This window comes from Boseongicola aestuarii, assembly GCF_900184815.1.
Taxonomy (GTDB): domain Bacteria; phylum Pseudomonadota; class Alphaproteobacteria; order Rhodobacterales; family Rhodobacteraceae; genus Boseongicola; species Boseongicola aestuarii.
On the sequence record NZ_FXXQ01000001.1, the window covers coordinates 226,179 to 241,256 of the forward strand.

The 15,078-nt window shown below is 60.0% G+C and carries 10 protein-coding genes and 1 pseudogene; 5 read left to right on the top strand and 6 right to left on the bottom strand.

The features are described 5' to 3' along the window. Nucleotides 1–16: 16 nt before the first annotated feature. The 5 genes and pseudogenes from guaB (at nt 17) to recA (ending at nt 7,427) form a co-directional block, all read left to right on the top strand. Entirely contained in the window at nt 17–1,468 is a 1,452-nt protein-coding gene (gene guaB / locus BOA8489_RS01140) for an IMP dehydrogenase (protein ID WP_093972140.1), read from the top strand. Between the two features lie 73 nt (nt 1,469–1,541). Beyond that, nucleotides 1,542–2,696, top strand: coding sequence for a hypothetical protein (locus BOA8489_RS01145; protein ID WP_093972141.1), 1,155 nt, complete (start codon nt 1,542–1,544; stop codon nt 2,694–2,696). A 66-nt stretch (nt 2,697–2,762) separates the two neighbouring features. Continuing rightward, nucleotides 2,763–3,926 carry an RsmB/NOP family class I SAM-dependent RNA methyltransferase gene (locus tag BOA8489_RS01150; RefSeq protein WP_093972142.1) on the top strand — a complete coding sequence of 388 codons (1,164 nt, stop codon included), beginning with the start codon at nt 2,763–2,765 and terminating at the stop codon, nt 3,924–3,926. A 751-nt stretch (nt 3,927–4,677) separates the two neighbouring features. Continuing rightward, a pseudogene (locus BOA8489_RS01155) lies at nt 4,678–6,150 on the top strand (ATP-binding protein); the annotation flags it as partial. 173 nt (nt 6,151–6,323) lie between these two features. After that, nucleotides 6,324–7,427, top strand: coding sequence for a recombinase RecA (gene recA, locus BOA8489_RS01160; RefSeq protein ID WP_093972143.1), 1,104 nt, complete (start codon nt 6,324–6,326; stop codon nt 7,425–7,427). Nucleotides 7,428–7,686: 259 nt separating this feature from the next. Here the strand turns inward: recA and BOA8489_RS01165 are convergent, their stop codons facing one another. From BOA8489_RS01165 to BOA8489_RS01190, 6 genes are all read right to left on the bottom strand, one after another. Continuing rightward, the gene (locus BOA8489_RS01165) at nt 7,687–8,169 is read right to left on the bottom strand and encodes an MOSC domain-containing protein (protein WP_306345736.1); all 483 of its coding nucleotides are present in this window, start codon (nt 8,167–8,169) and stop codon (nt 7,687–7,689) included. Further along, complete coding sequence (locus tag BOA8489_RS01170) at nt 8,166–8,453, bottom strand: DUF1330 domain-containing protein (protein ID WP_093972144.1); 288 nt, start codon at nt 8,451–8,453, stop codon at nt 8,166–8,168. The genes BOA8489_RS01165 and BOA8489_RS01170 overlap by 4 nt, the downstream gene beginning before the upstream one ends. Continuing rightward, the gene (alaS, locus tag BOA8489_RS01175; RefSeq protein WP_093972145.1) at nt 8,454–11,120 is read right to left on the bottom strand and encodes an alanine--tRNA ligase; all 2,667 of its coding nucleotides are present in this window, start codon (nt 11,118–11,120) and stop codon (nt 8,454–8,456) included. 185 nt (nt 11,121–11,305) lie between these two features. Then, a complete protein-coding gene (typA, locus tag BOA8489_RS01180) occupies nt 11,306–13,129 on the bottom strand; it encodes a translational GTPase TypA (RefSeq protein ID WP_093972146.1) in 1,824 nt (607 codons plus the stop codon). A 69-nt stretch (nt 13,130–13,198) separates the two neighbouring features. After that, complete coding sequence (locus BOA8489_RS01185; protein WP_245813618.1) at nt 13,199–13,825, bottom strand: YitT family protein; 627 nt, start codon at nt 13,823–13,825, stop codon at nt 13,199–13,201. A gap of 33 nt (nt 13,826–13,858) precedes the next feature. After that, nucleotides 13,859–15,037: a pyridoxal phosphate-dependent aminotransferase gene (locus BOA8489_RS01190; protein ID WP_093972475.1), complete on the bottom strand. Its 1,179-nt coding sequence runs from the start codon at nt 15,035–15,037 to the stop codon at nt 13,859–13,861. Between the last annotated feature and the right edge of the window lie 41 nt (nt 15,038–15,078).

The window sequence follows — 15,078 nt, forward strand, 5'->3', positions numbered from 1 at the left end:
CCCGAGGAGTGACCCCATGGAGATTCGCGAGGCTCTGACCTTCGACGATGTTTTGCTTGTTCCCGGCGCGTCCAGCGTGCTGCCATCGACGGCGGATACCCGCACGATGGTAACGAAATCCATTGCGATGAACATCCCGCTCTTGAGTTCCGCAATGGACACCGTGACCGAAGCACGCATGGCGATCGCCATGGCGCAGGCCGGTGGCATCGGCGTTATTCACCGCAATCTCGACATCGAAGAACAGGCCCGCGAAGTTCGGCGCGTGAAGCGGTTTGAAAGCGGGATTGTCTACAACCCGATTACCCTGACACCCGAGCAGACGCTGGCAGATGCCAAAGCGCTTCAAGACCGCTATAACGTCACAGGTTTTCCGGTTGTCGATGCGGGGGGCCGGGTCGTCGGAATCGTGACGAACCGTGATATGCGGTTCGCGCAGGATGACAAGACACCCGTTTCAGTGATGATGACATCCCGGGATCTGGCGATCCTGACCGAGCCTGCCGACCTTGAAGAGGCCCGCAGCCTGATGCAGGCACGCCGGATCGAAAAGCTGCTGGTGACGGACGGGAAGGGCGTTTTGACGGGTCTGTTGACGCTGAAGGACAGCGAGCAGGCGGTCTTGAACCCACAGGCGTGCAAGGATCGTCTGGGTCGTTTGCGGGTTGCGGCGGCAACGACAGTTGGCGATGCAGGATTCGAACGCTCGGAGGCGTTGGTCGACAGCGGTGTCGACATCATCGTCATCGATACCGCGCATGGGCACTCGGAAGGGGTCGCGCGCGCGGTGGCGCGCGCCAAGTCGATTTCGAACGAAGTTCAGATCATTGCGGGTAATGTTGCGACAGCCGACGGTGCCAAAGCCCTGATCGATGCTGGTGCGGATGCGGTGAAAGTCGGGATTGGCCCCGGATCCATCTGCACGACGCGCATGGTCGCTGGTGTAGGTGTGCCACAGTTGACGGCGATCATGGACGCCGTTTCGGGGGCCGGAGACGTGCCGATCATCGCCGATGGCGGCATCAAGTATTCCGGCGATTTCGCCAAGGCAATCGCCGCCGGAGCGTCCTGTGCGATGGTTGGCTCGATGATAGCGGGTACCGACGAGAGTCCAGGAGAAGTCATTCTATATCAAGGCCGTAGCTTCAAGAGTTATCGTGGAATGGGTTCGCTCGGAGCGATGGCGCGGGGGTCCGCGGACCGCTATTTCCAGAAAGACGCCGCAAGCGACAAACTGGTTCCGGAAGGGATCGAGGGGCAGGTGCCTTACAAGGGGTCTGCATCCGCCGTCATCCACCAGTTGATTGGAGGATTGCGCGCCGCAATGGGTTACACAGGTTGCGAAACCGTTGAAAGTATGCGAAAAAATTGCTCATTCGTGCGAATAACTGGCGCAGGCCTCAGAGAGAGCCATGTTCATGACGTCCAGATCACGCGCGAGAGCCCGAATTACCGGTTTGGTCAATAGGGTCTGAGGCAACATTGGGCAGGCGTTCTCCGGGGTGGAGGGCGCTGTTTTTGTGCGAGTGTTGCGAGGGGTCATGGCGAAACGGGCGGCGGAACCGGATACCGGTCATAGCGAAGTAGTCAATTTGAATAATGATGCGCGCTGGCAGGCGCGTCTCGAAGAAGCGCGCGCGCGTCGCGCCGAGGCCTTGAAGCTCAAAGGTCTGGACGACAAGCCCAAACGCGCTCCTCGGAAACCCTGGGAAGACGAGGCGGATACCGCGCTGGAGGCTGAAAAACATCAACGTGCGCTGGATCACGAGGGGCTTGATTTTCATGACCGTATGAACGCCTTGCAAAAGGTGTTGAAGGACAAACGCCCTGAAACAGCGCCGACGTCCGAGTGCCAAGAGTCGATGCGCAACTGGTCGCCCGAAGCCGAGGCGACTCCGCTGGAAAGAGGTGCCGACAAGCCTGTCGCTTCAGAGCCAAGCGCGCCACGCGCACCAAGCGCAGAAAAGGCTGCACCGCCGGTTGATACGCTGTTCAACGACCCGGCGTTCGGCGCGCCCGAGCCTGAGACCGCAGACCTGGACGAGCCGGAATACGTGCCGCTTGTGGCGCTGGTGGACCCGCTGCCCCGCTCGCGCCCGGAACCGCCATCGCGGCCCTGGCTGGATGCCATCGCAGAGGACGACACGTCAGACACCGAAGCTGCGGTTCAGTCGGACGTTGCGATTGCCAAGCCGAAAGCCCGATCGGAAGGGATGCCGTTTCTCTTGGGTATCGGACTGGTCGCGCTTGTCGCGATGCCGTTCTTTCATTTGTTGCCGCCGATGGTGCGCGGGCCGCAAGCGCCTGCCGATCCAGTCTTTGGATTGCAGCCGGCATTCGGGATTACCGCTGCAATGGTCGAATTTCCGACCCCGACCCAATCGGGCGAGTTCGTTCCGCTAAGTGCGGTGGCGCCCGGCGGGCCGTTGGCTTTGCGCGATCCGCGTCCACCCACGTTTTCGCGCGCAATTCCATCCATTGCCGCTACTCCGTCGACAGAGGTTTTCGTCATGCCACAGGTGTCGGGGACGTTGGACGCCGACCTGACGCTGTTCGCGCGCGGCGCTGTCACGCCGCTGGCGGTCACGCAAGCGATGCTGGAAACGCAGGTTGTGCCCCGCGCGACTGCCGGACGCCTGCCTGGCGTGCTTGCACCCGTCGCCGCCAGCAGCCTGACACCCGAACCGCGTCCCTGACGCTTGCACCCGAGCCTGTCATTTGACACACCCGTGGCGCGGTAACCCTATGAAAAGGCAAGCGTCATGACCCCGGCAGCGCGCGTTCAGGCGGCGATAGTAATTCTTGACGACATCCTGTCGGGCACACCCGTCGAGAAGGCCCTGACGGGCTGGGGACGTCGCAGCCGGTTTGCGGGCTCAAAAGACCGGGCGGCGGTGCGCGATAATGTGTTTGGCGTGTTGCGGTGCAAACGCTCATTCGGATGGCTTGGCGGTGGAGACAATGGACGGTCCTTGATGCTGGGCGCGCTCCGGGATGCGGGGACGGACCCGCGCATCCTGTTTGACGGGGTTGCGCATGGGCCGGAAGTTTTGAGCGACGACGAGGCCTTGGCAGGCGCGGCTTTGCAGGATGCGACGGATCCGGTGCGACTGGATGTGCCGGATTGGCTTTGGCCGGACCTTCAGCGAAGTCTGGGACAGCAGACCGAAAGCGTGCTGACTCTGTTGCGCCAACGCGCGCCGGTTCATCTGAGGGTCAATACCCGCGTGACGGATCGCGACGCTCTGTTGGCCGAGCTTCACCGGCACGGGCATGATGCGCATGCCCTGGCCATGACGCCGACCGGTGTGGAAGTCGCGGGGTCTCCGAGAGGACTGGTATCGTTGCCTTGCTTTGAAGCGGGGTGGTTCGAACTGCAGGACGGCGCGTCGCAGGCCGTCGTTGACCGGCTTTCGGACCATGTGAAGGGCGCCGAGGTTCTGGATTTCTGTGCCGGAGGCGGGGGAAAATCGCTGGCGATGGCCGCTTACGCGCCAAAGGGACTGGTGGCCCATGACGGCGCACCCGAGCGGATGTCGCATCTGCCCGAGCGGGCCGGGCGGGCAGGGGTTGCAATTGAGGTGGTTTCGCGGGTTGCGGGGCAGTTTGATCTTGTCTTGTGTGACGCGCCCTGTTCGGGAAGTGGTGCCTGGCGACGCCAGCCCTCGTCGAAATGGGATCTAAGCGCCGAGCGGCTGAAGTCCCTCAATGATGTGCAGTTCGGCATCCTGAGCACCGCGCAAGGCCTCGTGCGTCCGGACGGGTGTCTGGCGTATGCGACCTGTTCGCTTCTGGACACCGAAAACGATAAGATTGTCGAAAGATTTCTCTTGGCGCATCCGGACTGGCACAGTGTTGACCGGATGTGCCTGACACCGTTGGACGGTGGCGACGGATTTTACCTCAATGTCTTGAAGCGCGGCTGAACTCCCTTTTCTTAAGGAATTCCGATCGGCGTTCAGAATTGGTTAACCAATTCTAACCATTCTCGGCGCAACGGATTCGCGAGCGAGAAGCAGTGTGGCAGAGACAACGACACCAGACGCAGACGCGCCATTTCTGTCGGTTCAGGCCGTTCGGCCTTTTCCTCTGATCGTCTTGTCGGCTTTGACGCTGATGCTGGCGCTGGCGGGACCACCGGGCGCTGCGATGATCGGCGCACTTGGGGCCGGTGCGGGTCTGATCGCAGCGGCGGTGATCCTTTGGGTTCTGGCTATTCGCGATGGTTTGACGGGTCGAAAGCGCGGACGCAATCTGCTTGGTGAGGCGCGTTCCGACCCGGCACCGGTTTTGCTGGGAGATATTTCGGGGCGGATAACCTTTGCCAATGCCGCGGCGCTGGAAGCCCTCCACCTTGGCCCGACTCCCCCGCGCACGGTGTCAGATGCACTGGGCGCTCTTCTTGCGGATCCGGACAGCGTCACTGGCCGCATCCTGCACCAGACCGAACATCATGGACACGCACAAGAAGACATCCGAACCGCGCAGACCCAGTTGCGGCTTCGGGCGCGTAATATGGGACCTACCGAGGGCGTCTGGCGCATCGAAGCGATCCCCGTTACCGATAAGAAAGACGTCGGCAGGGGTGCTGAAAAACCTGCGCAGGATCAAGGCCCCAAAGGATACACCAGTGTCGACAAGGGCCATTCGCATCTTCCGACGCTGACGCCGGATGTATTCGAAGGGTTGCCGGTTCCGATTCTCAACATCGCGACGGATGGGGCCATTCCGTCGGCGAATTTATCGGCGCGAAAGCTGCTGACCCTCGGCGCCGATGACCTGCCGCCATTGTATGATCTGGTCGAAGGGATGGGGCGTCCGATCGCGGAATGGCTAACCGACGCGGCCAATGGGCGAGGACTGATGAAGACCGAATTCGTGCGCGCTGTGCGGCCCGGACAAGAACTTTTCCTGCAAATCGCACTGGGGCGCCGCGAGGTCGGCGACGACGTGCAACTGATCGGCGTTCTGAACGATGCAACCGAGTTGAAGTCCCTTGAGGCGCAGTTTGTCCAAAGCCAGAAAATGCAGGCGATTGGGCAACTTGCAGGAGGTGTCGCGCATGATTTCAACAATCTTCTGACGGCCATAAGCGGACATTGTGACTTGCTGCTTTTACGCCACAATGAGGGTGATCCCGAATTCATGGATCTGATGCAGATTGCCCAAAACGCGAACCGCGCCGCCAGTCTGGTCGGGCAGCTTCTTGCATTTTCGCGCAAGCAAAATCTCAAGCCTCAGCCATTGGATTTGCGCGATACGATGTCGGATCTGACGCATCTTCTGAACCGCCTTGTCGGGGAATAAATCACGCTTGAACTGAACATCGCCCACACGGACAAGGTCATTCGCGCCGATCGACGCCAGTTCGAACAGGTGATCATGAATTTGGTAGTTAACGCCCGCGACGCGATGCCGAACGGCGGTATCATCAGGATCGATGTCGAGCCGCGCAGACTGGCCGAGCCCTTGCTGCGGGAACGCGCCGACTTGCCGCCCGGCGACTATGTGGTGATCACCGTCCGAGACAATGGTACAGGAATTCCGGCGGACAAACTCCCCAAGATTTTCGAGCCCTTCTTCACGACCAAGAAAACCGGCGAAGGCACCGGGCTTGGACTGTCGACGGCCTACGGCATCGTGAAGCAGACGGGCGGCTTCATTTTCGCCGAAAGCACCCTCGGGAAGGAGACGAAGTTCTCCCTGTTCTTCCCGGCCCACCTCCGTCCAAGCGATCCCGAAGTTCAAGTCAAACCGAAAGGCGAAAGGGCGGCTTCAATCCAAAGCGGCGGTGTGATCCTTTTGGTGGAAGACGAGGCACCCGTGCGCGCGTTTGCATCACGCGCGCTGCGCATGCGGGGATATACGGTGCTTGAGGCGGAAAGCGCCGAGATCGCGCTGGAGACCCTGTCGAATCCCGACCTGACGGTCGATATTTTCGTCACGGACGTCATCATGCCGGGGATGGACGGCCCGACATGGGTAAAACAGGCACTCGAAACCAGGCCTGATACGCGTGTTGTGTTTGTTTCGGGATATGCCGAAGAGAGCCTGGCCGAGAACCAGATGCGCGTGCCAAACTCGGTTTTCCTCCCAAAACCGTTTTCGCTCAATCAGTTAACCAACATTGTCCACGAGCAACTGCATTGAATCCTCAAAACACCCTCTGCCGGTAACGCCTCCTTAACTCCCAGCTTCGATACAGTTTGAATAAAGTAGTTGAAATGTTCTCTTTTTGGTCCCATACAGATCGATAAGAACAAGAAGAGAACATGAGCATCGTTGCCGCGCGTGCGCGGCTGTGAAATAAGGATACAGGACAAATGGCAGCGGCAGAACTTCTTAAAATGACGGACAAAAAAGCAAGCGACAAGGCCAAGGCGCTGGAATCGGCTCTGGCACAGATCGAACGGCAGTTTGGCAAGGGCTCGATCATGAAACTTGGCGGCGAGAACGTGCTGCCGGAAATCGAATCGACGTCAACCGGGTCACTTGGCCTGGATATCGCGCTGGGGATCGGCGGATTGCCGAAAGGCCGGATTGTTGAAATCTATGGCCCGGAATCGTCGGGCAAAACGACATTGACGCTGCACACCGTCGCCGAAGAACAGAAAAAAGGCGGCGTCTGCGCTTTTGTGGATGCCGAACACGCGCTGGATCCACAATACGCGAAAAAGCTCGGCGTCAACCTTGATGAACTTCTGATTTCGCAACCCGACACGGGCGAGCAAGCGCTTGAAATCGTGGACACTCTGGTGCGTTCGGGCGCTGTCAGCATGGTGGTGATCGACTCGGTTGCGGCACTGACACCCAAGTCCGAACTTGAGGGCGACATGGGCGATAGCTCGGTCGGCGTGCACGCGCGTCTGATGAGCCAGGCCATGCGCAAATTGACAGGGTCGATCTCGCGCTCGAATTGCATGGTTATCTTCATCAACCAGATTCGGATGAAAATTGGTGTCATGTTCGGCTCGCCCGAAACCACCACGGGCGGCAATGCTCTGAAGTTCTACTCATCCGTGCGTCTCGATATCCGCCGCATCGGAGCGATCAAGGACCGCGACGAGGTCGTCGGCAATGCGACCCGTGTAAAGGTCGTAAAGAATAAGGTGGCGCCGCCGTTCAAGCAGGTCGAATTCGACATCATGTACGGCGAAGGCATTTCCAAAACCGGTGAGCTGCTGGATCTGGGCGTCAAGGCCGGTGTGGTCGAGAAGTCGGGCTCGTGGTTCAGCTATGGAGACGAGCGGATCGGCCAGGGACGCGAAAACGCGAAGGTCTTTCTCAAGGAGAACCCCGATATCGCCTGGGCCATCGAAGACCAAATCCGCGCGTCGCACGGCCTTGATTTCGATGAACCTAAGACCGTTAAGGTCGGTCAAAAGGATGATGTCGCAGACGATGACGACGGCCTGATCGAAGCCTGACCGATAATCATCTCAAAGAAGGGCTGCGGGAACTCTGGCAGCCCTTTGCGATTCCAAGTTGCGCCTGGAACGTCGGAAGGGTGCCTCTGGCAGGGATATTTTCGCCAAAAAGAAGCCGACACCCCAAGACATGAGACGCCGGCCTGAAGGGATGAACCTTCTTCTTGGACGGCCATCGGCTTCCCAGCCTGTACCGCGCCCTCACATTGCGCTCATATGTCTTTCTTTTTGGTAAAAATATCCCCGCCGGAGGCACAAATCACTCTGTCATGCACCTTGCAATCGTCGAGCCGATTGAAATCTGACCGGGCACCAGCACTTCCGCGTAAACGCCACCGTGACCTCTGACGGCCGAATATCCTCCGGGCCCAAAGGATTCCTCCATTCTTGAGCACGGCGGGCAGGGGCCATGGATATGAAGAATGCAGTCGTCGATCTGGATCCGAATTGCTCGCAGCGCCAGCAAATTGATGCCCGAGACAACGATATTCCGACGCAGCATGCCGGGGTCTATTTCTTGGTTTGCAAGCAAAGCAGATATGACTGGTAGATGTTCGGATTGGATAAGGGTAACGGCGCGTTTTCCCGCACGTGCGTGGTCGCCGTTCAAGCCATCCGAAGCTATGCGTACTGACGTCAGTGCCTGGATCGGGCCGCGCCGGGCAGGGCGAATGAAGATGGCGTCCACGCGACCGGGTCGTGCGTGTCGCGCCATCATGGCGCCGAGGTCACCGCCAATCAATCGGTCGTCTCTATCACCATAAGTTCCCGTTCGGATGCCATTTTGGCGATCTTCACGGCGTCCTGATATCTGGGGTCGTTGTAGGCCGCTTCAGCCGCTTCGACGCTTGGAAAACGTGCGACCACGTTGCGCGCACGTTCGCGTCCTTCGAATTGGACGAACTTGCCTCCGCGCGCAATGAATGTCCCGCCGTGTTCAGGGATGACGATCGAAGCGATTTCGACATATTCCGCGTATTTTTCTGCGTCCGTCACGTCGACGTGCGCGATCCAGAGTGCACCCATTTATCCCTCCAACAGTTTTTTCGCGGCATTCAGCGCGGCATCGGCGTTTTCGGCCGATGCACCACCGCCTTGCGCCATATCCGGGCGCCCGCCTCCGCCCTTGCCGCCAAGCTGGGCGACCGCGACGCGAACCAGATCAATGGCCGAAACTCTGCCCACAAGGTCAGACGTAACCCCGGCTGCAACTGCCGCTTTCCCGCCCGTATCCGCAATCAAGACGACCACGCCGGAGCCAAGACGTGACTTGTGGTCATCGATCAGGCTGGGCAGGTCCTTGCCGGAAACACCTTGCAGGACCTGCGCAATCACTTTGATACCGTTGACGGCGTCTGCCTCAGGCGAGGATGCGTTGCCACCCATGGCAACCTGCCTGCGCAGATCGGCCACTTCGGCTGCAAGGGCCTTGCGTTCGTCCTGAAGCGCTTTCACGCGCTCGATGACGTCCGCAGGCTGCGCTTTCAACGTGCTTGCTACTTCTGCAAGGCGATGATCCTGGTCGCTGAGATAGCGAAACGCCGCTTCGCCTGTCAGCGCCTCGATGCGCCGCACACCGGCCGCAGAGGCGCTGTCGCCCAAGGTGACGAAAACACCGATGTCGCCCGTGCGCCGGACGTGTGTTCCTCCACAAAGCTCGATCGAATAGGTGTTGCCGTCAGCGCCTTTGCCCGTGTCGGCTTGACCCATTGAGACGACCCGCACTTCATCGCCGTATTTCTCGCCGAACAGGGCCTGCGCGCCGATTCCGCGCGCCTCGTCGGGGGTCATGATGCGGGTTTCCACCGGGGCGTTTTGTCGGATAAAGGCGTTCACGTCGGCTTCGACCTGCTTCAGTTCGCCGAGGCTCAGGGCCTTGTTGTGACTAAAGTCGAACCGCAAACGGTCGGGCGCGTTCAGCGAGCCACGTTGAGCTACGTGGTCGCCAAGCGCCTGACGCAACGCTTCGTGCAGCAGATGGGTGCCCGAGTGGTTGGCCCGGATGGCGCTGCGGCGGGCGTGGTTCACTTCAAGCTGCACCGCGTCTCCAACATGAAGAGCGCCGTTTTCAGCCTTGAAATAATGACCGAAAATCGCACCGCCAGCGAAGCGCTGCGTATCTGTTATCGCCCCGCCGTCATCGTGCTGTTCAAGGTTGCGCAAATATCCCTGATCGCCGACCTGTCCGCCGCTTTCGCCATAAAACGGTGTCTGGTTGACCACGACCCAGCCGCTTGCGCCGGGCGCGAGTTCTTTGACCGCCTCGGTGCCGTCAACAATTGCCAGAACCACACCTTCGGCCAGTTCCGTGTCGTAACCGAGGAATTCCGTCGCGCCGTGCTTGTCGGCCAGGTCGAACCAGATCGTTGCGTCCTTTGTTTCGCCCGAGCCGGACCAGGCGGCTCGCGCCTTGGCCTTTTGTTCGGCCATCGCGGCATCAAACCCATCCGTGTCGACCGAGATGCCTTTCTCCCGCAAAGCGTCCTGCGTCAGATCCAGCGGAAAGCCGTAAGTGTCATAGAGTTTGAACGCAGACGCCCCAGGCAACTCGGCGCCTTCGGGCAGGGTCGCCAACTCTTCATCCAAAAGCCGCAAACCCCGGTCAAGTGTTTCCAGAAAGCGGGTCTCCTCAAGCTTCAGCGTTTCCTCGATCATCGACTGGGCGCGTCCAAGTTCGGGATAGGCCTGACCCATTTCACGCACCAGCGCGCTCACAAGGCGATGCATCACCGGGTCGGACGCACCCAGCAAATGGGCATGGCGCATGGCGCGGCGCATGATGCGACGCAGAACATAGCCGCGGCCTTCGTTCGACGGCATGACACCATCCGCAATCAGGAACGACGTCGACCGCAAGTGGTCGGCAATCACGCGGTGATGCACTTTGCCTGGACCGTCGGGGTCGGTCGAAATGGCGTTGGCCGTCGCCTCGATCAATGAGCGCATGAGATCGGTGTCGTAATTGTCGTGCTTGCCCTGCAACAACGCACCGACGCGTTCCAGTCCCATCCCGGTATCGATCGATTGCGCCGCCAATTCCTTGCGCGAGCCATCTTCGAACTGCTCGAACTGCATAAAGACGAGATTCCATATCTCGATGAACCGGTCACCATCCTCATCCGCGCTGCCCGGAGGCCCGCCCCAGATGTGATCCCCATGGTCGTAGAAAATCTCGGAGGACGGTCCACACGGGCCGGTTGGCCCCATCATCCAGAAGTTGTCGTCTGTGGCGATGCGAATGATGCGGTCATCGGACAGGCCCGCATATTTCTTCCAGATCGACGCCGCTTCATCATCGTTGTGGTAAACGGTAACCAACAACTTGGATTTGTCGATGCCGAAATCCTTCGTGAGCAAGTCCCACGCATAAGGAATGGCCTCTTCCTTGAAATAATCGCCGAATGAGAAATTGCCGAGCATTTCAAAGAACGTGTGATGACGCGCCGTATAGCCGACATTGTCGAGATCGTTGTGCTTGCCACCGGCGCGCACACACCGTTGGGACGTGGTGGCACGCGTATAATCGCGATGCTCGACCCCGGTGAACAGGTTCTTGAACTGCACCATGCCGGAATTCACGAACATCAGCGTCGGATCGTTGCGCGGCACAAGCGGCGAACTGTCAACGACCTTATGCCCGTTTTTCTCAAACGAATTCAAAAAGGTTGAGCGGATATCGTTCAGGCTGGACATAAGTTGACCTCGGTGATGTCAGGCGTTCGCCGGAATACCGCGATCTCCCAAAGCCGTAAAGCTCCGAAAGCCACCAGACCCTAAATCGTCGCCGTACTTTCTTTTTGGCACAAATATCCCCGCCGGAGGCGCAGCCGCCGCGTCAGCGGCGGCCCTCCGCGACGGGCGACAGCCCGGCGCAACCCTTAGGCGGTCACACCGCGTGCGGCGCGCTTGCGCTCATGCGGATCAAGATGACGCTTGCGCAGACGAATGGCGTTCGGCGTGACCTCGACCAATTCGTCGTCGTCGATATAGGCAATCGCCTGCTCCAGAGACATGGTAATCGGCGTGGTCAGGCGCACCGCTTCATCCGTTCCCGAAGCGCGCACGTTGGTCAGTTTCTTGCCCTTCAAAGGGTTCACTTCCAAATCATTCTCGCGGCTGTGCTCGCCGATGATCATGCCCTGGTATAATTGTTCCTGTGCACCGATGAACATCTGTCCGCGATCTTCTAGATTGAACAGCGCATAAGCCACCGAAACGCCATCTTCCATAGAGATCAGCACGCCTGCGCGTCGACCCGGAATGGCTCCCTTGTACGGCGCCCAGCCGTGAAAGACCCGGTTCAGAACGCCCGTGCCGCGCGTGTCAGTCATGAATTCGCCGTGATAGCCGATCAGTCCCCGCGACGGGATTTGCGCAATGATGCGCGTCTTTCCGGCACCCGCCGGCTTCATTTCCGACAAATCGCCGCGCCGCGGACCGGTCAGCTTTTCGATCACTGCGCCGGTATAGTCATCATCCACATCGATCGTCACTTCTTCGATCGGTTCGTGCTGCACACCGTCGATGTCGCGCATCAGAACCTGCGGGCGCGAGATTGACAGCTCAAAACCCTCGCGACGCATGTTCTCGATCAGAACACCCATCTGCAATTCGCCCCGTCCGGCCACTTCAAAGGCTTCGCCGCCCGGAGTGTCTGTGACCTTGATCGCGACGTTGGTTTCGGCCTCCTTCATCAACCGGTCACGGATGACACGCGACTGGACCTTTTTGCCGTCACGCCCCGCAAGCGGGCTGTCATTGATACCGAACGTCACCGAAATCGTCGGTGGATCAATCGGTTGCGCGGGGAGGGCCTTTTCCACCGCAAGGGCTGCAATGGTGTCGGCCACGGTTGCTTTGGTCATTCCGGCGATCGACACGATGTCTCCGGCCGAAGCCACGTCGATGGGCTGCTGGGCAAGACCGCGGAAGGCGAGGATCTTCGAGACACGAAACTGCTCGATTTTCTGCCCCATGCGGCTCATCGCCTGAACCGTCGCACCGGTTTTCAGCGTGCCGCTTTCGATCCGTCCCGTCAAAAGGCGGCCCAGATAGGGGTCGGCGCTCAGCGTCGTTGCCAACATGCTGAAGTCCTTGTCTTTCGCCGCCTGCTGGCGGGGCCGTGGCACATGGCGCACGACAAGATCGAACAAGGCCGACAGATCGGTGCGTGGTCCATTGATCGAGGCGTCAGCCCAGCCCGAGCGACCCGAGGCATAAAGATGCGGAAAGTCCAACTGATCCTCGTTGGCGTCCAACGCCGCGAACAGATCGAATACTTCGTCCAGCGCGCGGTCCGGTTCGGCGTCGGGCTTATCGACCTTGTTCAGCACGACAATCGGACGCAGGCCCAGCGCAAGCGCCTTGGAGGTCACGAATTTAGTCTGCGGCATCGGACCTTCGGCGGCGTCCACCAGCAGCACAACGCCGTCCACCATCGACAGGATTCGCTCGACTTCGCCGCCAAAATCGGCGTGACCGGGGGTGTCGACGATATTGATGCGCGTGCCCTTCCATTCGACCGAAGTCGCCTTGGCCAGAATGGTGATCCCGCGCTCGCGTTCCAGATCATTGCTGTCCATCGCGCGCTCGGCGACATCCTGACCTTTGCGGAAGGCACCGGATTGCTTCAGCAGTTCGTCGACAAGCGTGGTTTTGCCGTGGTCGACGTGCGCGATGATTGCGATATTTCTAAGGTCCATGATCTCTCTCGGAAGTGACTTCGGGCGGCCTTATCGCGGCATTGCAGCAAAGGCCAGCGTCAATCGTGGTTACCGTGCGATATAGCGGTCGCCGCGGTGATTGACAGCGACAATCAGATTAACGATCACCGCGCCGAGAAGGGACCAGATCACCATTTCCCATTGCAGGACAAAAAACGCTGCGACAAAGAGCAATGCGTCAAACGTCAGTTGCGTCCAGCCCGCTTGTATCTTCAGACGCTCCTGCAAGAACAGCGCCAGCACGCCGACACCGCCAAGCGATGCGCCATGTCGAAACAGCACGATCAGCCCCATGCCGATCAAGGCACCTGCAAGCGCGGCACCGACCGGTGCGGACAGATGCGAAATGACGACCGCCTGCGGCAAAAGTTCGGTCATGACCGACAGGATGGCAACGGCAATGATGCTCTTGAAGGTGAACCGGGGTCCCATACGAAACCAAGCCAGCGCCCAGAAGGGCAGGTTCACCGCGAAAAACACAAGCCCGAGGCCATAGCCGGACACGTAAGACAAGAGAACCGCCAGACCCGCGGTCTGGCCGGTAATCAGGCCAAGGTGCGTGACGAACTGAAGGCCCAGCGCGCAAAGCGCCGTGCCCAGCAGAAACGCCTGCGCATCTTCATAAAGACTGTGGTTGATTTTCGGTTTATGCGGCTCGCCCATGGGCGTGGTCATGCAACTGAAACCCTGCGCTGTCCAGCCCTTCGGTCAGGCCGCGTCCGCACTGAGGCTTTCGACGACATTGGCAAGCGTCCGGATCGCGTCCATCAGGCGGCTGTCCTCAACCGTAAGCGCGACACGCAAGTGCCCCGCCGCAGCGTGGCCAAAACTTTCGCCCGGCATGACGGCGATATGGTGTTCGCCCAGAAGACGCTCCGCAAAGGCCTCTCCGCTCAGACCCGTGCGGCGGACATCGACCATCAGATACATCGACGCCGACGAGGGCACGACGGGCAAGCCGCGCTCGGTCAAATAGGCGAGAACCGCCGCATGTCTGCGACGAAACGGGGCCCCGATGCGCTCCTCGAAGGCCGGACCCTGCTGCAAGGCGAACAGGCCGGCGTCCTGGATAAAGCCAGGAACACCGTATGTGGTATGCGTCGAAAGGTTCTCGACGTGCTCCATCGCCTCGGCGGGACCGACAATCCAGCCAAGACGACTGCCGGTCATCGCATGGCTCTTGGACAGGGATCCCGCCACGAGGCAGCGCTCGGCCATCCCCGGCAACTGGCGAGGTGATACATGCGCGCCCGTCCAAAGCTGCGTGTCATAGACCTCGTCCGAAATGATCCAGAGGTCGTGCGCTTTGGCAACATCCGCGATGCCGTCCATCGTTTCGCGTGTGTAGACGACGCCCGTCGGATTGTTGGGCGAGTTGATCAGAAGAGAGCGCGCGCCCTTGGCCGCGGCGTCGAGGTCGCGTGCATCGGGCTGGAACCCGGCTTCGGCGCGAGCGCTGACCGCGCGCGCCACCGCGCCAACGCCACGAATCGTACCGGGGTAGGTAGCATAATAGGGGTCGATGAACAGAGCTACGTCACCGGGATCACAGGCGGCCACATGCGCGGCAAACAAGGCCGATTGTGCGCCGGGGGTGACCACGACGTTCTCGCGCGCCGTCGCGACACCCGTGCGCTCGCTCACGCGGGCCGCAATCGCGTCGCGCAGGGTGTCCGTACCGGGCAGCGCCGCATACCCTGTGTGACCCAAGCGCGCCGACCGTGCCATTTCGTCCAGAATTTCAGGCTCGGTGCGCCGGTCGTGCTCCCCAATGGTCAATTCAACCACATCCACGCCAGCGGCGATCATCTCACGCGATTTGCGCAAGATATCCCATCCATCAGATCCGCCGCCCGTCAGGCCTGCTATTCGCTTCGAAACTTCCATGCCGGGCAAAGGGCCTTCGGTCACCAAGAATGTCAAATAAA

Bases quoted from the DNA above. Each gene is read 5' to 3' on its own strand.
- recA (WP_093972143.1), top strand. From the start codon at position 6,324: ATGGCAGCGGCAGAACTTCTTAAAATGACGGACAAAAAAGCAAGCGAC.
- alaS (WP_093972145.1), bottom strand. From the start codon at position 11,120: ATGTCCAGCCTGAACGATATCCGCTCAACCTTTTTGAATTCGTTTGAG.
- guaB (WP_093972140.1), top strand. From the start codon at position 17: ATGGAGATTCGCGAGGCTCTGACCTTCGACGATGTTTTGCTTGTTCCC.
- BOA8489_RS01185 (WP_245813618.1), bottom strand. From the start codon at position 13,825: ATGACCACGCCCATGGGCGAGCCGCATAAACCGAAAATCAACCACAGT.
- BOA8489_RS01145 (WP_093972141.1), top strand. From the start codon at position 1,542: ATGGCGAAACGGGCGGCGGAACCGGATACCGGTCATAGCGAAGTAGTC.
- BOA8489_RS01170 (WP_093972144.1), bottom strand. From the start codon at position 8,453: ATGGGTGCACTCTGGATCGCGCACGTCGACGTGACGGACGCAGAAAAA.
- BOA8489_RS01190 (WP_093972475.1), bottom strand. From the start codon at position 15,037: ATGGAAGTTTCGAAGCGAATAGCAGGCCTGACGGGCGGCGGATCTGAT.
- BOA8489_RS01150 (WP_093972142.1), top strand. From the start codon at position 2,763: ATGACCCCGGCAGCGCGCGTTCAGGCGGCGATAGTAATTCTTGACGAC.
- typA (WP_093972146.1), bottom strand. From the start codon at position 13,129: ATGGACCTTAGAAATATCGCAATCATCGCGCACGTCGACCACGGCAAA.